Below are 15,928 nucleotides of genomic sequence, written 5' to 3'. Positions count from 1 at the left end.
ACTGATGAATGACTCTGTTTTTGATAACGCCGTCATGGTCCAGTCGATGCTTGAGAGGCTAAAGGCTGGACAGTCTGCGGGAAGCCGGGATATAGGCATAGAGATTCGTCGCGCTGTTGCTCTGGCGCTTGCTGATTTTTCTGGCTCAATATCATCAAAGAGCCGTGCCGAAATGATAGCGAAGGCGCTTAAGCGTGAGCTGAAGCCTGTGCTGGATAATCACGCATCTCTATTGCTGGACGCTGCTGATAAAACATCACTGCAAATGGCTGAGCTTGAGTATTTGAGCTTCGTCCAGGTGTTTGGCGATGAGGTGGTAAAAAAGGCTGGTGAGGATGCGTTACGCAAGTCCATGCGCAATAGTCCCATGTCGCTTAAAAACTGGAATGGCCCGTTATACCTTCCTGAGTTTATTGAGGCGTGGGGAGTGATGGCATCAACTCAAGTAACGAATGAGGTTGTAAGGACATTCTCTGACAACGGCACGGTAAGCGACTTGCAGCAATCCATCAATGGCTCTCATTCTGATGCTGGGGCTTATGCTGTAGTCAGTAAGATTGTTCTCGATTATGACGCCATATCACGAACAGCACTACAACATGCTCACAGCATGTCAGCGGTAGAGTTCTACATGGAAAATCCGGATATCGTGGATGAAGAGGAATTTGCTGCGATACTGGACAACAAGACCTCCACCCTCTGCCGCTCTCTGGATGGAACGACCTACCCTGTGGGTAAGGGGCCGCGACCGCCGCTACATATCCGGTGCCGCTCAAGAATGCTACCAGTTATCAATAAGCGCTTTCGTTCAATGCTGAAACAGGATGCGCCTGGTGATTCTGTCTATGGCGAGGAAACGTATTACCAGTGGCTTGAGCGTCAGTCAGTAAAACGGCAGGACATCATTCTTGGCCCCACTCGCGGAAAGTTATTCCGTGATGGCGGGTTAACGCCTGATCAGTTCGCAAAGCTACAGCTGCACAAAAACTTTAAGCCCATGACTCTCGAAGACATGAAAAAGGCTGCGCCTGATGCCTTCGAGCGAGCGGGGTTAAATTAATTGTGTTATTTTTGGCGGCAATAGGGATAACCATGGGGCCATTATGAAGCTGGTAGACGCAGAAAACCTTCTGCATGAAATTATTCTGGGTTCATCTAATAGCGATACGGTGGATCTTGAAAAGCTTATACCTTTTCTCAAAAAGAAATGCGGCCTTGATAAATATCTTTCCCTGCAAGAACACGGGATTGAAAATCTATTAGAGCGTGGCGTGGAAAAAGGATGGTATGAACTCAGATACGATAAAAGCCTGATAACAGGTGGCAAAGGTATAGTGACGATAACCATCAAGCACCCATAAATTAATCAAGCATTTGTAGTATTTAACTCTGACCCCGCCATAGCGCGGGGTTTTTTATTGCCTGCGATCTGAGATCGCAACATCTAACCCGAGGTTATAGATGACCATTAAATTTAAAGTCACCAAAGAAGAATTTGACGCGCTGGATGATGCTCAGAAGGCAATGTATGCCGAATCTGGCGAGGGATATCAACTGGCGATTGAAGGGCTGCCGGATGTTAGCGGCCTGAGCAAAAAAGTTGACGAGTTGCTTGGCGAAAAGAAATCCGAGCAGGAAAAACGCCGGGCAGCGGAAGAGGCGGCAAAGAAAGCAGCGGAAGAGCAAGCCCGTAAAAACGGCGATATCGAAGCGCTGGAGAAAAGCTGGGGCGAGAAGCTGTCTGCGCGAGAGGCTGAGCTAATGGCTCAGGTTCAGGAGCGTGATAGCCGTCTACATACCCTGCTGGTTGATAACGAAGCTCAGCGTCTGGCGGCAGACCTTGCTGGCGATAACGCAGCACTAATCCTTCCGCACATTAAATCACGCCTGGCTGTTGAGGAAGGCAAAACGCGAGTTCTTGACCTGTCTGGCAAGCCATCGGCTTCAAGCCTTGAAGATTTATCGAAAGAGTTTCGCTCCAACAAGCTGTTTGCGCCGGTAATTATCAGCTCAAAAGCAAGTGGCACCGGGGGTGCCGAAGATAAAAATCCTGGTGCCGGAGGCGATGGATTCAAACCTAAAACTGACACTAACCCGCTCTATGCGCGGGCGCGTGACATTATCGCAAAGACTCAGGAGTAACACATGTCCTTATATGTTTTTCAGCAGCAAGTATCTACAGCAGCAACCGAACTGGTGGCGCAGGCAGTACAAGAGTTTAACGCAGCATCTGGCGGCGCTTTGGTTCTCGGTGGCGGCGATCACATTGGTGATTACGTCGAGCAAACCTCATGGCAGCTTCTCGGCGGCCTGGCTCAGCGCCGTAACGCTTACGGCTCCGGCAATCTGACCCCGCAGGAAATGGGGCAGCTGCTCGACCGCATGGTAAAAATTGACGGTCGTATCGGACCAATCTCCGTCACGCCAACCATGATGAAACGTCTGGGCAAGGACGTGAACGAAGCATCAGTGGTAGTTTCCGTCCAGGCAGCAGAGGCAATGATTCAGGACTATCTGAATACCACTGGCTCAGCGCTTAAAGCGGCCATCTCAACCAGTGCCGAAGCGGTGACTGACCAGTCCAGTGCGGCAGGTGTAGCACCATCCCTGCGCGGCCTGAACAAGGGCGCTCGCCCGTTTGGTGATGCCTACTCCCGCTTGGTGGCGTGGCTGATGGATGGCGCAACGTTCAATGATTTCATTGATGAAACGCTGAGCAACGCAAACCGTCTGTTCCAGATTGGCAACGTATCAATCATGCAGGACGGCATGGGTCGCCGGTTTGTTGTGTCTGACATCCCGGCGCTTGCTGATGGTGACCTTCAGCACGTTCTCGGCCTGACTGTCGGCGCTGCTGCCGTTAGCACCACGCCGCTGATCATGAAAGCGCAGGATGTGCTGGGGCAGGAGAACATCAAAGCCCTGATGCAAGGCGAGTATGATTTTACCCTGGGCATCCGTGGTTATCAGTGGTCGAAAGATAGCATCAAATCTCCGACTAACGTGCAGATTGCCGCGGCGGCCAACTGGAAGCAGATTGCTACCAGCATCAAGGATACCGCTGGCGTCCTGACAACCTTCGGCAAGAAAGGGGCGTAATCATGGCAGTGCAGATAACAGCGGCGCAGGTTAATGAGCAGTTGTCTGCGCTGGGCTATGAGGCGGCTGGTTTCATCATTGATGCCTACTTGTGCAAGGTGAATAAAATTGACGCCTGTCTGGACGGGGCGGGCTATGACGACTGTGACCAGTTATTGATAAAGGTCTACGCAGTCGTACTAATGCTTGCCTCGTCCGATGTCAGAAAGGTTTCATCTCAATCATCACCTTCCGGGGCTTCTCAGTCGTTTAAGTATTTCGATGACGGTAAAGCCTCGCTCTATTCATCACTGGCGAAGCTGGACACATCAGGGTGCACATCGTCATTGCCGATTGATAGCGGTGGCGGCGTGCTTCAGTTCAAGGTGAACAGGGGGTGACGGTGTGGATTGACGCCTCAGAAAGAATCCCAGATCCGTTTGTCAGGGTGTGGGTTAAAACTGATTCCGGGCGACAAACTACCGCATACATCAAAAGTAGCGGTGAGTGGTTTATTAACTGCGAACGCATACGGGCGACCGGAACTCAGGTTGTAAGGTGGCGATATTGAGCAAGACAGCTCGCTGGAACTACACGGCGAAATGCACTATCTGGAGAAACCTGGGCTTTGCTGAAAACGGCGACCCTTTAGGATGGTCTGAGCCCGAGATATTCATGTGTGAGTATCAGGGGGGGTTATCTGCAAAAGTAGGTGATATTGGCACGGAAATCACGGCAAAAAACACTTTTTGGACGGAGTTTTCCGAAGCTAAGCGCGGTGATTATGTTCTTATTGGCGAGTCCATGGAGCCTGATCCGATTGAGGCCGGAGCCGATGAGGTGATGACCGTTCTCAGATATGCCGACTCATTCTATCGACAGGCAGATGACTTCGCCTTAATTACCGGAGCTTGATATGGGCGTTAAGGTGAAAGGAGTGAGCGCTGCACAAGCAAGACTTGATGCTGTAGTCGATAACATTGTCAGCCGAAAAGCCCTCAGGGCGATTCATTCCGCACTTCTTCTTGGCGGCGCTCAGGCAGCGGTTTACACGCCGATAGACACATCAAACCTAATCAACTCACAGTATCGTGACGTATTCATGAGTGGAACAAGAATCACAGGGAGAGTAGGTTACTCAGCTAATTACGCAGTTTACGTTCACGATCCGGATATCAGGCAAAACTTCACACGCACAACCGCAAAGAAAGAGTTCCTCACAAAAGGGTTTGATGACATGAGAGAGCAGATTGCGGCTGTGGTGAAAAAGGAGCTGAGTCTATGACCCCTGCAATGTACAAGCGGGTGCGGGACGTCTTTTTTGAGAGTGGCCTAACTGATGGGCTCAATATTCAGTTGCTGGTCTGGACTGACGACCCCAACGATAAGCGCCTGGCTAAAAGCTACATCGTGTTCCGTCCTTCTGGCGGCTCAAATATCGACAAGGATATTGGCGGCGATCATTACGTCATGGTGGATATCATTTCCGCTAAAGGCGTGACCGAGCACCAGAAGGCAGACGACGCTGTTAACCGCATCATCGAGTTCGTGAAGCAAAATCCATTGGTCAGCAAATGCCTCGGCCAGATAACAAACCTCGGCGGCATTCCCGCGCCAGTTCTCTCTACTGAGGGGCGGCTCGTTTACCGCCTCATGTTCGCCTGTCTCTACGGCAGCGATTAACCAAACACCAAATCAACCAGGTCGCGATGTGCGGCCTTTTTTTATGCTCATAAGAGGCCTAAGACATGGCAATTTGTCAGACCGATAACACAAAACTCTTTGGCCGCGCCGTCATTCTTGAAGTGGCTGACGGCTGCGCCGATGCGGTGCCTACGGAGGCAGATTTCAAGCTGCTAATGCCTGGCACATCAAAAACGTTCGATATGTCACCGAACACAACCACCTCATCCGCTGATGACACCAAAGGATGGGTTGAGAACATCGTCACTTCTAACGATCTGACTCTCTCCTTCGAGGGTGAGGTGCGTGTAAACGACCGTTCCGATCAGTACGGGGTGTATAAATTCATCAAGTATTACGTCGCAGAGGCAACTGCAGGCCGCCAGCCTACGCTTTGGGTGCGTATGACTTTCGGCCAGATTCAGATTCAGGGTTACATGGTTATCACCGCGCTCAGCAATGACGGCGGCACCGATGACATCGTTACTCTGTCTACTGAGTTCAAAGTGGCTGATGGTTCTACCGTGCAGGTGACAGACGTTGTTGATGATGTTCCGGTAATCGGCGTCACCGTAGCGCCGAAAACTGCATCCATCGCTGTAGGCGCAACTCGCCAGTTGGCTGCCAACATCGCCCCGACAAATGCCACCAATAAAGCTGTCACTTGGTCATCTTCCGATGCCACCAAAGCAACGGTGAGCGATACCGGCCTGGTGACTGGCGTAGCCGCAGGCACCGTGACCATCACTGCGACTACTGCGGACGGTGCCAAGACCGATACTGCAGCTATCACCGTGACTGCGTAATTAATACAGAGGGTTCCTGTGGGCCCTCGATATTGATTATGGGGGAGCAATGACACCTTTAACTGAAATTGGCGAGTGCCTTATCGGCGCTGGCCGCCGCGAATACTTCTTTCGCCCATCATTCGCTGCAATGACGCGCATAGGCTCGCCAGCAGAGATTGTGCAGGCCTTTTACGACTTAAACCATGACGCAGTGTCACCGCTGTTTGCTCGCGCCTATGAGGCTTACGGGGGCGTTCCGGCGTGGCTAATGGAGCACGTCAGTAAGCCAGGGTTTGCCGATAAGGCTATTGGGGCAGCGATTAACATCCTGCAGGCGTGTTGTGAAGAAGATTGTTCGCCGCTGACCGGCGCAATGGTGCCGAGCCGCAGTCGTACAGGTGAGCTAATCTGGATGCCAGGAGCGATGTCTTATGAAGAGATGGTGATGATATCCAGCTCGCTTATCACCCACGGCATTATTGGAAAGGCGAAAGTTCGCAAGCTGCAGCGCAACGAATCAGGCCAGATGACGAGAGAATTTCACGCTATCGAATACATCAACGCCGCCCGCTCACACTTCGGCATCTCGAAAGATGAAGCGATGAAGTTGACCATGACCGATTTCCAGTTGCTGCTCAACACCAAATATCCCGAGCAGAAGGGCTTCACGAAAGAAGAGTACAACACCGTTGTTGATGACTATTTCGCGAAGAAGCAGCGGAAGCTGGATAAGCTTGGTTGAATGTTATGTTGAGATTTTGCTGTATATTACAACATGTGTATTTAATCACAGGATTTACCGAATATATGTAAGGATATACATTATCAATAATTTATATTTTTCAAGGTAATGCGCATGGAGCAGGAAAAGCTTGTAATAAAATCAGCAGAAGACTTCTGGGCTATGATGTCGAGACATTTGGAAAAAGAAGAGGATATATTTTCCGATGGCATTGAGGTTGAGTTCGATGGTTGGCCCCAATTATTTATTAAAGTGAATGGTGAAAAGTTTAACTCATCGCTTACTGGTTCAATGATATGCGGCTTGGCAGCAATGAATGAATCATTGCAAAGAGCTTATGCTATGGCAAAGTATGGGGTGCCCAATCTTCAAAAACTCACCAATGATGATAAGAAGTCGTTAGATGTTGTTTTCCAGATATCAAAGGGATCAACAGAGTCATGCACCGACTGGTCATGCACAGCCAACAATGCTCTTAATGTTCTCCAGGAGTCTATGACAGGCATGAGCGGCACAGAGAAAATGGTTGTTTTATTGGCGTTGATATCCGCCTTAACTCTTGGCGGGTGCTACTACCTCCACAGGAAGGGAAAGGATAAAGAGAATGAGGCAGCAGCCAATGTCAATCTTCTTGAGGCTAATCGGCAAAACACTGAGTTGGTAGTTACTGGGATGAAAGATGCGTTTAAATTGGGCGCAGAACTGAAAGCAAATGGTGAGTCGTCTAGAAGTAAAGAAATTGAAGGCTATGGTGATACTGCGAAGGTTTCTGTTCTTAAGTCCGTAGCGAACGATGCAGATGCTGCTTTTGTTGGTGGGCAGAGCTATACCGGTGCGCAATTACTAGACTTTAAAAACAGGCAATCAGTAAAGCGTGATAGCTGGGAGGCAATTGACAATTTTTACATTCAGGGTCTTCAGCGAATAGGGAACACTACGGACTTTAATATGTTAGTTACCAGGCAGAGCACTGGTGACACATTCAATATGAAAGTTGCAGAAGACATGACTCGGCCTGGTGAGATGGATCGTCTCGCCTCAGCGGTTGTCACCGGAGAGTCATTCAGGATTAGCTATCTTGAAGTTAAAGAAAATGGGGTTGTTGTCAGGGGCCAGTACAATTTAATAATAGATAAAGAGCCACCAAGAGAAAGTGGTACTGCTTGACCTGCATAACTAAACCCACCACCGGGTGGGGTTTTGCTTTTTGACAACAGGGCGAAAATTACGAAATACCATTAAGGGATGGAATATGACAACGTGGGGACTTGGCGCATTGATTGCAGGTTTTATATGGTCAATAGTGGCTTACAATATGTCCACTTGCGCACTGATTGAACAGCGATGCGTAGAGAATATCTTTCTAATTGCCGCAAGGGAAAGCCACCTGCGTTATGGTTACCTCTTAATGCTTGTGGGGATTGTATTTACAGTGCTGGGAATCATCAGAAGCGTCTACAAAAGAAAAACCACAAAGGCAGCATAACCCACCACCCGGTGGGTTTTTGCTTTCTGGCGACTATAAATTACGGTAATCCCTCTGCAGAAAACCTCTCTCTTGTCGATATCGCTTTTACAACTAAGCGGATGAGAGGGGGAGTGTGATTCAGATTGTTCGAGAATGAGATTCAGAATGGCGAGAATCTCGAGCCCCTTATCGCCTCTTTGAAATGAAAAATGTATAACTTAATAAAGGAATTGAGAATAAAAATCGTTCTCGTCTTCGTAGACGGAATGATTAGCAATTTCTAGATATGACGTTTTCCATCCTGAGTACTCAATAAAATAATTGAAGCTCAATGCAAACCTAGCATCACTCTCAATTACATTTGTATCTACAGGAACCCAACAAGTCCAAATGTTAGGAAAAGCATCACTAAAGTTGAAGTTAATTCTTGCATTAGTAACAATAACAACAGCTTGTACGTTGTAATTATTGGCTATTAGCTTAACCCCTGCCATATCGTTAATGGTTATGGCTCTTATGCGATGGCTGAGATCAACCACCATCCCAATATTTCCTGGGGAGAATAATCTAATTGTTGCTGATATTCCTCCTGCCGAAGTCGCAACTGTTTCGATATGTTTAGTTCTGCGTGCAATTTCAAGAATAGCATTGACCATTTAATCACCTAATTGTTGTCTTCGTTCAATAGCCCACTAGGTGGGCTTTTTGTTTTCTTTGTCATCATGATCAGGGAAAGCTAATTTTGACAACTTATCAACCACCCTGGTCATTTTCTCTAGAACGCCAATATATTCATAAATCGACTCATCCTTAGCCCTAATAACTGCACGCAATTCCCTGGCATCGCCAGCCGGGAAGCCGCTTTCTTCAGCTGCAATTGCATCCTCAATAATCTGAATGATCTCTGCATTCATTGATCTGCCATTGCGCTTTGCTCGCTCGGCTACAGCATCCCTCATACCATCCGGGAATCTGACATTGAATTTGTCGTAGTCTTTAACCTGTTTTTCTGACATTTGCCCCCCCCCTTAAAAAATCAATGGTGCCATATTGCCATATCAATTCAATGGTGGCACTATGGCCTTGTGGTGGCAATGTGGCCTCTAGGACGAAGAGATGGAAAAGAACGAAGCAAAGACAACCCTGCGCTATCCGCAGAAGGTGAAAGAAGAGTTTAAGCGTATCGCCGATGAAGAGGGGCTTTCTGAAAACGCCGCACTTGTTCAGGCGTTGGTATGGGCTTTGAAGTTCAGAGGACAAATGCATGTGCAGTAAAAACGGCGAAGCCCAGAAGTGCGCTAACACCCTGGGCCTCTTATCGAACAAATCCGGCAAAGGAAATATCGACATGAATATTGTAGCTAAATCAGATCTTAACTTCCAGGGCATACATCTTCAGCCCGTAGAAAACATGGCAGAGACTTGGCTGACTGCTATCCAAATAGGCTATGCGCTTCAGTACTCCGACGATAAGGCTGTACAGCGTATCTACTCACGTCATGCTGATGAATTTACAGAAAAAATGACAGGGGTGGTCAAAGTGACCACCCCTTACGGTGAGCAGATGACCCGCGCATTTTCTCTTCGCGGAGCTCACCTGATTGCCATGTTTGCCCGAACAACGAAAGCAAAGGAATTTCGTCGCTGGGTTCTGGATGTTCTTGAAAAAGAAGTTTTGGCATCGCCAATCCTATCTGACTTGCCAGCAGAAGGATTGGATATCACGTTATCCTGGTGGTACGAAAACAATCTTTCTCTTCGGGTTAATAACCCTCCTCAGCCAAAGAGGCCTTTCCAGACGCCTAGCTTAAATGTGCAGCCTTACATGATGTATGGCGATGATGCGAAATCCCCAACGCTGCACCTTGTCTCGATACTGGAAGAAATGGGATTCGATCTCTCTGGCCCACGAAGCGAGGTTGAAGTAATGCGAACAATGCTCAGGAAGATGTATCCAGAAATTAGAGAGATTGACGCGATCAGAAGGGTTTCGAAGGCAAGGAATGTTTATGTTCGCGGCGCGAAGGGAGAGCTTCTTCTTTCTTAAATTTGCTCTGACATACGGCAATAAAAAAGCCAGCAGTTACAGCTGCTGGCGTATGTCACAAACCCTAACTTTCACATAAGGAATGTCTAATGACTGCATTGAAGATAGCAGAACCTAGATCTCATGTCACTATGTCAAGCCGCGAGATATCTAAGCTCACAAAAAAGGAGCATAAGAATGTTATCCGCGATATCTGGGAGATGCTCGAGGATCTGTATGGCATTACAAAAGATGGCTCAAATCTGAGTCATAAGAAAAATCAAACGGTTACATTAGTTGATGGAGTCGATATTACTATTGACTCACGGGGATATGTATCAAGTTTCCGTCTCGACAAGCCTCATGTTGAGTGTCTGCTTACGGGGTACAGCGCTGTTTTGCGGATGACCGTTATTCGACACATTTACAGCCTCGAAGAAAAAATAAGCCAGCGAGCTCTTCCAGTAAGCTACAAAGAGGCTTTATTAGCTCTTGTTCAGTCTGAAACTGAAAAAGAACTGATCGCAGCTGAGCGTGATGAAGCAGTTGAAACCAAGGCGTGGATTGGCGAAAAGCGTGAAGCTACCGCTATGGCTACAGCTTCAGTGGAGAAAAGGAAGGCCAACGCATTGGCAGAGCGGTTGGGCGAGGGTAAGAATTACGCAGCAATCATTCCGGTAGAAAAGAAGACTGATGCGAAATATAAGTGGCAACCTCTTCGCAAATGGTGCCGTGAGAATGGCGTCACCCCACATGAAGTTGAAGATCCACGCTTTGGTACAGTGAAGTCATGGCCTCGTGCTGCTTGGCTTGCAGTGTATGGCGTTGATATTCGTAAACTGTTTTAGCGACCTACACAAAAAGTGTAGGTAAAACACCATACCCGCTTCGGCGGGTTTTTGCATTGCCTTGCCGCCATCCTTTGTTAACATGTTGCTACTTGTTACTTATGGGGATAGGGATGTGAGCCTTTCAGGATTTTCTTCAGACAAAGTCTCGTGGTTTAGACATTGGGTCATGCGTAAGAACCACTCAGAAATAGTAGATCTTCACTTCCAACTTACAGGGCTGGTAAAAGAGCATTACAGACTGAGATCTGATGAAAGGCATCTGCTAATTGCTATCAGTGCTTGCGAGTATATGATTTGTATATCTGACTTGGTTATGCAGTCTTTAATCGCAAAAGCAAAGAAACAAATCCATGAGTATGAAGAGCTTATGGGAGATTACCCACACCCAAAAACGTATTTTCGCCCCAATAATTACGGATACTATCAGTTAGGGGTGTTGCTTCGTAGAAACAAAGATAAAGAAAGAGAAGCTATCCTTGAAGAAAAGATGAGATCTGAAGGTTGGGGCTTGGGTTTTATAGATATCAGCTAGTGACATTAAAAATCAAAACAAACATAAAGGATTTATTGGTGAAAAAGTTTATCCTGATTTTTGCTATAGCGGCTTTAACTGGTTGCAAGCCAAGCGCCGAGAAGGCCATAGAATTGGCACAGAAAGAAGTATCTGCCGACATGAAAGACCCTGAAAGCGCAAAGTTCAGATACATGCGCTTCATACAGCAGGGCGAGAAGGATGGCGTTGTAGGTGGATTCGTATGCGGTAACGTTAATGCCAAAAATGGTTACGGCGCATATGCCGGATATTCACCTTTCTTCATAGCAATAAGCATGAAGTCAAAGGGCATCTTCTCTAAAGGTGTAACCTATACAGTAGATGACAAGAAGGTATTTTCTGACCCCAGTGAAAGGGATATGAAATATTATCTAAGCACATGCGGACAAGATGGCATCTAGTTAGCTAATTAATCAACAAACCTCGCTTAGGCGGGGTTTTTTTATGTCTGGAGATATTAAATGGCTCAAGATTTAGGCGGAATCTACTATGAAGTAGACCTCGAAACAGGAAGCTTAATTGCGTCAGTTAGAAAGGCAAAAGGTGAGCTGGGTTCACTATCAAAAAACTCTGACACGCTAAATACGAGCCTGAGCCGCTTGTCATCTACCATTAAGCTTGTTATTGCTTCTTCCGCGCTGCGTGAAATGGCTAGCATGGTGCAGAAGTACCAGGAAATGGCCGATCGCGTCCGCATGGCCACAGCCAGCACCGAAGAATTCGACATGGTGCAAAAGCGCCTTCTTAAAACGGCAAATGGCACTTTCCGATCGCTAGCTGAAGCGCAAGAACTTTACATCCGTAGTGCTGATGGCCTTCGCAGTATGGGTTATTCAACTCAGCAGGCAATCGACGTTCAGGACTCAATGTCCTACGCATTTGTTAAAAACGCCGCCAGCGCTGACCGGGCGAGCTCAGCAATTAACGCTTTCACAAAGTCTATCAACACCGGAAAGGTTTCCGCTGATCAGTGGGAGTCGATAACGGCAGCAATACCAAGCGTGATTGAAGATATTGCCAGCGCTAGCAGCAAGTCAGCCGCAGATGTTCGAGCGCTTGGTGCTGCCGGGAAGCTCTCAGCAAAACAACTTACAGAAGGCCTTAAACAATCTCTTGATGCAAACGCTGAATCAGCAAAGGGGATGTCCAATAACCTCACCGATGCCAGCGTGAGAATTAAGACAGCAATCACAGCTGTTCTCGTTGCGGCAGAAAATCAGACAGGGGCTCTACAGTCATTCACTAACGGTCTTATCAGTGCTGCAGATGCAATCCTTTCTTTCAGTGACAACGAAGACGGGATGAAGAATCTGGTAGACGCAACCACGGCTGCAATTACGGTGTTCTCGGCTGTAATTGCCAGCAGGTATGTCGGATCATTAGCTGCGGCAACTCAAGCAAAGGTAACTCACACCGTTGCAACTATTAAGCAGAGAGATGAGGAAATTAGGGCAACACAGGCGGCTATTGCAAGCGCTCAGGCTGAAATAAAAAACGCCCAGGCAACGATAGCTTCTGAGCAGGCAAAGGCCAGGCAGTTAGCTACGCAGTCAGCCATTAACAAGCAATACGGGCTTACTGTCAGCTATCAGGCCGAATACGCAGCCATTCAGCAGAAGATCACTGCTGCAGATAACGCGGCAACCGCAGCAAAGGCAAGGCTGGCAGCCGCCACCGAGCTGGCAACCAATCTAAATAAATCATATGCACTATCGGCTACTCTTGCGAGAAACGCGCTTGCTTTCATTGGTGGGCCGGCAGGTGCAGCAATGCTGGCAGCATCTGCGATATTCTATTTCTGGCAGCAGGCTAAGCAGGCTAAAGAAGAGTCAATTAACTTCGCAGACTCTCTAGATGGCGTAATCACCAAAATGAGAGAAATGAATCAGGTTCAACTGCAGGGGACTTTGGCTGACATAGCAAAATCAATAACTGCACAGAAAGAAAAAATTGATGATCTTAATGATTCCGTCTCGGATGCTCAGCGTGAGTACGAAAAGTATATAGGATTAGCAAGGAAGTTTGGTGTAGAGCAAGACCAAACAAACGGTTATGTTCAAAAAGCAAATGAATGGTTTTATACGCTAAGTCAAAGGAAAAGGGACCTTAGCGATGCAACAGATAAGCTTAATAAAACACAACATCAGCAGGCTGAAATACAGGAGCAACTTAACACCAAAGCCAAGGAATCTGATGCTGCATTTGATGTTCTTGCAAACAACCTGAGAACAAAGATACCAAATGCAAGCGAGGCGGCCATTGCCGCAATGGCTGCAACTATGCAGAGCCTTGACTCCTTAAATAAAAAAGCTTCTGAATCTGGAAAAGCGGCAGAGCCTGAACCTTCATCAGAAGCTAAGAAGCTGATTCAGAACGCAGAGCGACGTCTTGCGCTATCAAAACTTGAGGGCGAGGCCAGAGCAAGGTTGCAGGCACAATATGATGCAGAAGATGTTGGTCTGGCTGCCAATGACCCGGTTACAAAACAACTGCAGGATCGCTACGCCCAAACTGAGAAGAACACCAAGGCTCAGAAGGAAGCAAATAGCGAGAGTAAAAAATCAGCGTCTCAGGCTGATTCAGTAAATCAGAAACTGGATGACCTCAAAAACAAATCCCAACTTGCCGCAGAGTCCGCGAAAGACCTTAACAGAGAGCAGGCAATCCTGAATGCCCAACTTTCGCTTGGTAAAGGCGCAACCGAGGCTCAGAAGAAGCAAGCAGGAGATTACGCAGCAGAAATATGGGATACAGCCAACGCACTTAAAGCCCAGGCAGCAGCAGAGAAGCTTATCCCGGAGCGACAGGAATCAACTCGCTACACGCAAGAGACTAAAGACCTCAAGACAGCTCTCGACGCTAAGAAAATAACTCAGGACGAGTTCAATCAGGCCACAGAGAGAGCCGAGCAGCAGCACCAGTCCAACCTCGCCAAAATTCGCTCTGATGCCGTGGTTAGCCCCATCAATGACGCCCGCGGCTCAATCGACCCGGTGCAGAAGCTTTCCAATGAAAACGCCCGTAAGCTTGCTCTGATTCAGCAGTTTGAAACTGAGAAAGGGAAGATAACGGCTAACGGACTGGCCTTGATGAATGCTGCCAACCGGCAATACGAGCAGCAGCGACTTGATGCTCAGTGGGAGATTTTCCGGAATCAGAGCCAGGCAAACGAGCTTCTGGCCACCTCTCTTGATGGCCTTCAAAGTGGCGCATCCAGTGCTCTTACAGGACTTATCAACGGGACTCAAAGCTTGCAGGAGGCATTCGCAAACATCGGCACAACCATCCTGAACAGCGTCATAAGTAGTTTCGTTCAGATGGGTATCGAGTGGGTGAAAGCTCAGGTAATGGGGCAGGCAGCCGCAACAGCCGCACTAGCATCAACCACCGCACAGGCTAGTTTAGCAGCATCTGCATGGGCTCCAGCCGCAGTGAGCGCATCCATAGCAACAATGGGAAGCGCGGCGGGTGTAGGCCAAGCCGCTTATAGTGGTTCTCTTCTCGCTGCCAAAGGTATGGCAGTGGCCGGAGCCCGTAAAAATGGCGGCCCGGTATCTGCCGGTGAAATGTATCGCGTAGGTGAGGGTGGCATGCCTGAGATTTATCAGGCCAGCTCCGGCAGGCAGTACATGATACCTGGAGATAATGGAAAGGTGATCAGCAATAAGGATATGCAGGGCGGCGGTGGAGGTGGTGCGGTTATCCATCAGACTGTTGAGTTCCACATTCAGACCACCGGTGGCATTGACGACGCAACAATGGCGAAGATGTCCACCATGATGAAGCAAGTCAGCATTAACACCATCCGCGACCAGCAGAGGCCAAACGGGCTACTGCAGAGGAGTCGATAATGCCTGAAATATTCACCTGGAAGCCTGAGCGAGGCTACACCGTCAGCAGGCAGCCAAACGTTGCAGTGATTAAGCTCGGTGAAGGGTATGAGCAACGGCAGGTAAAAGGTATCAACCCTTTGATGGATAGCTACTCGCTGACCTTCAATGGGACTGACGGCCTTTGCGGTAGAGCTAACATCGCTAAGGCTGTCGATGCCTTCCTGAAAGCCAGAATGTCGGTGGAGGCGTTCTACTGGACTCCATCAGACACCGGAGTGCAGCGGCTGTTTGTATGCCGGTCATGGAGCACCACAAAGACCGGACCACATTTCCAACTCACAGCCACATTTGAACAAGTTCCACGATAAGCCGAAAGACGGGAGATAGTTATGACTTTAGAAGAGCGTGTTGAAGCACTAGAAGATTTTATGGGTAAGATGAATATTCAGCAGCAAGAAGTTGAAGCAGTGAGGGAAATAGTGAGAAAGACTACTAATGAGGTGATTGCAAATGCGCGTCGTCCGGGCGGTCTTTTGAATGCGGCCCATAACCAGGCCGCCGAATTTAAGATCGCACGCAGTTCACAAAGCATTAGACCTAATGACGTTAACGCAATATTAGAAAATGCCAGACTAAATGTGATTTCAAATGCCTGAAATTTTGAATGCGTGAATTTTTGTCCTCTGAATTGTTTCGCTTGTTTCAGGAGTTGATGCGGCCTCTGCGCTGTGCCATAGAGCTTTTGTATTGAATCTGAATTTCTCTAATTGCTCAGGTGTAAGAACCTTTATTAGTTGGCGAACAACAGAATCAAGAGCGTCTACGCGGTCAATATTTCTCTGCAAAGTTTCTTTTTCCATTTGAATCCCTTAATAGAGGTAATCAGCCATCCCTCATTGCTGTGTG

The 15,928-nt window shown here is 48.0% G+C and carries 23 protein-coding genes; 20 read left to right on the top strand and 3 right to left on the bottom strand.

Annotation, left to right across the window (positions count from 1 at the left end; translation table 11 throughout):
- Nucleotides 1–4 precede the first annotated feature (4 nt).
- From A936_RS08990 to A936_RS08935, 12 genes are all read left to right on the top strand, one after another.
- The gene (locus A936_RS08990; RefSeq protein ID WP_008456821.1) at nt 5–1,060 is read left to right on the top strand and encodes a putative phage head morphogenesis protein; all 1,056 of its coding nucleotides are present in this window, start codon (nt 5–7) and stop codon (nt 1,058–1,060) included.
- Between the two features lie 43 nt (nt 1,061–1,103).
- Complete coding sequence (locus tag A936_RS08985; RefSeq protein ID WP_008456819.1) at nt 1,104–1,361, top strand: hypothetical protein; 258 nt, start codon at nt 1,104–1,106, stop codon at nt 1,359–1,361.
- Between the two features lie 100 nt (nt 1,362–1,461).
- Nucleotides 1,462–2,142, top strand: a complete 681-nt coding sequence (locus A936_RS08980; protein WP_008456817.1) for a hypothetical protein — start codon at nt 1,462–1,464, stop codon at nt 2,140–2,142.
- 3 nt (nt 2,143–2,145) lie between these two features.
- Complete coding sequence (locus tag A936_RS08975; RefSeq protein ID WP_008456816.1) at nt 2,146–3,099, top strand: major capsid protein; 954 nt, start codon at nt 2,146–2,148, stop codon at nt 3,097–3,099.
- 2 nt (nt 3,100–3,101) lie between these two features.
- Complete coding sequence (locus tag A936_RS08970) at nt 3,102–3,479, top strand: DUF7370 family protein (protein ID WP_008456813.1); 378 nt, start codon at nt 3,102–3,104, stop codon at nt 3,477–3,479.
- Between the two features lie 166 nt (nt 3,480–3,645).
- A complete protein-coding gene (locus A936_RS08965) occupies nt 3,646–3,993 on the top strand; it encodes a hypothetical protein (protein WP_008456811.1) in 348 nt (115 codons plus the stop codon).
- 1 nt (nt 3,994) lies between these two features.
- The gene (locus tag A936_RS08960) at nt 3,995–4,363 is read left to right on the top strand and encodes a hypothetical protein (RefSeq protein ID WP_008456809.1); all 369 of its coding nucleotides are present in this window, start codon (nt 3,995–3,997) and stop codon (nt 4,361–4,363) included.
- Nucleotides 4,360–4,761, top strand: coding sequence for a phage tail termination protein (locus A936_RS08955; RefSeq protein WP_008456807.1), 402 nt, complete (start codon nt 4,360–4,362; stop codon nt 4,759–4,761). The genes A936_RS08960 and A936_RS08955 overlap by 4 nt, the downstream gene beginning before the upstream one ends.
- Nucleotides 4,762–4,826: 65 nt before the next feature.
- On the top strand, nt 4,827–5,567 hold the full coding sequence (locus A936_RS08950) for an Ig-like domain-containing protein (protein ID WP_008456804.1): 741 nt from the start codon (nt 4,827–4,829) through the stop codon (nt 5,565–5,567).
- Between the two features lie 49 nt (nt 5,568–5,616).
- Entirely contained in the window at nt 5,617–6,291 is a 675-nt protein-coding gene (locus A936_RS08945) for a DUF6246 family protein (protein WP_008456802.1), read from the top strand.
- Between the two features lie 114 nt (nt 6,292–6,405).
- Nucleotides 6,406–7,458, top strand: coding sequence for a hypothetical protein (locus A936_RS08940; protein WP_008456800.1), 1,053 nt, complete (start codon nt 6,406–6,408; stop codon nt 7,456–7,458).
- A gap of 85 nt (nt 7,459–7,543) precedes the next feature.
- Nucleotides 7,544–7,777 carry a hypothetical protein gene (locus tag A936_RS08935; protein ID WP_008456797.1) on the top strand — a complete coding sequence of 78 codons (234 nt, stop codon included), beginning with the start codon at nt 7,544–7,546 and terminating at the stop codon, nt 7,775–7,777.
- Nucleotides 7,778–7,977: 200 nt separating this feature from the next.
- Here A936_RS08935 and A936_RS08930 read toward each other — a convergent pair whose 3' ends face one another.
- Together A936_RS08930 and A936_RS22730 are read right to left on the bottom strand one after the other, a co-directional pair.
- Nucleotides 7,978–8,415: a hypothetical protein gene (locus tag A936_RS08930; protein WP_157141395.1), complete on the bottom strand. Its 438-nt coding sequence runs from the start codon at nt 8,413–8,415 to the stop codon at nt 7,978–7,980.
- Between the two features lie 36 nt (nt 8,416–8,451).
- The gene (locus A936_RS22730; RefSeq protein ID WP_008456793.1) at nt 8,452–8,775 is read right to left on the bottom strand and encodes an Arc family DNA-binding protein; all 324 of its coding nucleotides are present in this window, start codon (nt 8,773–8,775) and stop codon (nt 8,452–8,454) included.
- A gap of 100 nt (nt 8,776–8,875) precedes the next feature.
- On the opposite strand from A936_RS22730, the gene A936_RS23590 reads away from it, so the two are divergent.
- The 8 genes from A936_RS23590 to A936_RS08890 all read left to right on the top strand — a co-directional run bounded on the left by A936_RS23590 (nt 8,876) and on the right by A936_RS08890 (nt 15,678).
- Entirely contained in the window at nt 8,876–9,034 is a 159-nt protein-coding gene (locus A936_RS23590; RefSeq protein ID WP_008456791.1) for a hypothetical protein, read from the top strand.
- Nucleotides 9,024–9,806, top strand: a complete 783-nt coding sequence (locus A936_RS23190) for a BRO-N domain-containing protein (protein ID WP_008456789.1) — start codon at nt 9,024–9,026, stop codon at nt 9,804–9,806. Before A936_RS23590 ends, A936_RS23190 begins: the two co-directional genes overlap by 11 nt.
- An 89-nt stretch (nt 9,807–9,895) precedes the next feature.
- Entirely contained in the window at nt 9,896–10,633 is a 738-nt protein-coding gene (locus A936_RS22415) for a Rha family transcriptional regulator (protein WP_008456787.1), read from the top strand.
- A gap of 115 nt (nt 10,634–10,748) precedes the next feature.
- The gene (locus A936_RS08910) at nt 10,749–11,168 is read left to right on the top strand and encodes a hypothetical protein (protein ID WP_034808468.1); all 420 of its coding nucleotides are present in this window, start codon (nt 10,749–10,751) and stop codon (nt 11,166–11,168) included.
- 38 nt (nt 11,169–11,206) lie between these two features.
- On the top strand, nt 11,207–11,590 hold the full coding sequence (locus tag A936_RS08905; protein WP_085938895.1) for a hypothetical protein: 384 nt from the start codon (nt 11,207–11,209) through the stop codon (nt 11,588–11,590).
- A 60-nt stretch (nt 11,591–11,650) separates the two neighbouring features.
- On the top strand, nt 11,651–15,040 hold the full coding sequence (locus tag A936_RS08900) for a tape measure protein (protein ID WP_008456781.1): 3,390 nt from the start codon (nt 11,651–11,653) through the stop codon (nt 15,038–15,040).
- Nucleotides 15,040–15,390, top strand: a complete 351-nt coding sequence (locus A936_RS08895; RefSeq protein WP_008456779.1) for a phage tail protein — start codon at nt 15,040–15,042, stop codon at nt 15,388–15,390. Before A936_RS08900 ends, A936_RS08895 begins: the two co-directional genes overlap by 1 nt.
- A gap of 21 nt (nt 15,391–15,411) precedes the next feature.
- Nucleotides 15,412–15,678, top strand: a complete 267-nt coding sequence (locus tag A936_RS08890) for a hypothetical protein (protein ID WP_008456777.1) — start codon at nt 15,412–15,414, stop codon at nt 15,676–15,678.
- On the opposite strand, the gene A936_RS08885 is transcribed toward A936_RS08890, so the two are convergent.
- Nucleotides 15,667–15,882, bottom strand: a complete 216-nt coding sequence (locus tag A936_RS08885) for a hypothetical protein (RefSeq protein ID WP_008456774.1) — start codon at nt 15,880–15,882, stop codon at nt 15,667–15,669. The genes A936_RS08890 and A936_RS08885 overlap by 12 nt on opposite strands.
- Nucleotides 15,883–15,928 lie beyond the last annotated feature (46 nt).

This window comes from Enterobacter sp. Ag1, assembly GCA_000277545.1.
Classification (GTDB): Bacteria; Pseudomonadota; Gammaproteobacteria; order Enterobacterales; family Enterobacteriaceae; genus Cedecea.
This window is presented reverse-complemented; position numbering and strand designations above follow the sequence as displayed.

What these genes read in the sequence shown, in the direction of transcription:
- A936_RS23190 (WP_008456789.1), top strand. Translation starts at nt 9,024, where the DNA reads ATGTGCAGTAAAAACGGCGAAGCCCAGAAGTGCGCTAACACCCTGGGC.
- A936_RS08890 (WP_008456777.1), top strand. Translation starts at nt 15,412, where the DNA reads ATGACTTTAGAAGAGCGTGTTGAAGCACTAGAAGATTTTATGGGTAAG.
- A936_RS22415 (WP_008456787.1), top strand. Translation starts at nt 9,896, where the DNA reads ATGACTGCATTGAAGATAGCAGAACCTAGATCTCATGTCACTATGTCA.
- A936_RS08945 (WP_008456802.1), top strand. Translation starts at nt 5,617, where the DNA reads ATGACACCTTTAACTGAAATTGGCGAGTGCCTTATCGGCGCTGGCCGC.
- A936_RS08970 (WP_008456813.1), top strand. Translation starts at nt 3,102, where the DNA reads ATGGCAGTGCAGATAACAGCGGCGCAGGTTAATGAGCAGTTGTCTGCG.
- A936_RS23590 (WP_008456791.1), top strand. Translation starts at nt 8,876, where the DNA reads ATGGAAAAGAACGAAGCAAAGACAACCCTGCGCTATCCGCAGAAGGTG.
- A936_RS08975 (WP_008456816.1), top strand. Translation starts at nt 2,146, where the DNA reads ATGTCCTTATATGTTTTTCAGCAGCAAGTATCTACAGCAGCAACCGAA.
- A936_RS08990 (WP_008456821.1), top strand. Translation starts at nt 5, where the DNA reads ATGAATGACTCTGTTTTTGATAACGCCGTCATGGTCCAGTCGATGCTT.
- A936_RS22730 (WP_008456793.1), bottom strand. Translation starts at nt 8,775, where the DNA reads ATGTCAGAAAAACAGGTTAAAGACTACGACAAATTCAATGTCAGATTC.
- A936_RS08955 (WP_008456807.1), top strand. Translation starts at nt 4,360, where the DNA reads ATGACCCCTGCAATGTACAAGCGGGTGCGGGACGTCTTTTTTGAGAGT.
- A936_RS08900 (WP_008456781.1), top strand. Translation starts at nt 11,651, where the DNA reads ATGGCTCAAGATTTAGGCGGAATCTACTATGAAGTAGACCTCGAAACA.
- A936_RS08940 (WP_008456800.1), top strand. Translation starts at nt 6,406, where the DNA reads ATGGAGCAGGAAAAGCTTGTAATAAAATCAGCAGAAGACTTCTGGGCT.
- A936_RS08950 (WP_008456804.1), top strand. Translation starts at nt 4,827, where the DNA reads ATGGCAATTTGTCAGACCGATAACACAAAACTCTTTGGCCGCGCCGTC.
- A936_RS08980 (WP_008456817.1), top strand. Translation starts at nt 1,462, where the DNA reads ATGACCATTAAATTTAAAGTCACCAAAGAAGAATTTGACGCGCTGGAT.
- A936_RS08885 (WP_008456774.1), bottom strand. Translation starts at nt 15,882, where the DNA reads ATGGAAAAAGAAACTTTGCAGAGAAATATTGACCGCGTAGACGCTCTT.
- A936_RS08985 (WP_008456819.1), top strand. Translation starts at nt 1,104, where the DNA reads ATGAAGCTGGTAGACGCAGAAAACCTTCTGCATGAAATTATTCTGGGT.
- A936_RS08895 (WP_008456779.1), top strand. Translation starts at nt 15,040, where the DNA reads ATGCCTGAAATATTCACCTGGAAGCCTGAGCGAGGCTACACCGTCAGC.
- A936_RS08930 (WP_157141395.1), bottom strand. Translation starts at nt 8,415, where the DNA reads ATGGTCAATGCTATTCTTGAAATTGCACGCAGAACTAAACATATCGAA.
- A936_RS08935 (WP_008456797.1), top strand. Translation starts at nt 7,544, where the DNA reads ATGACAACGTGGGGACTTGGCGCATTGATTGCAGGTTTTATATGGTCA.
- A936_RS08960 (WP_008456809.1), top strand. Translation starts at nt 3,995, where the DNA reads ATGGGCGTTAAGGTGAAAGGAGTGAGCGCTGCACAAGCAAGACTTGAT.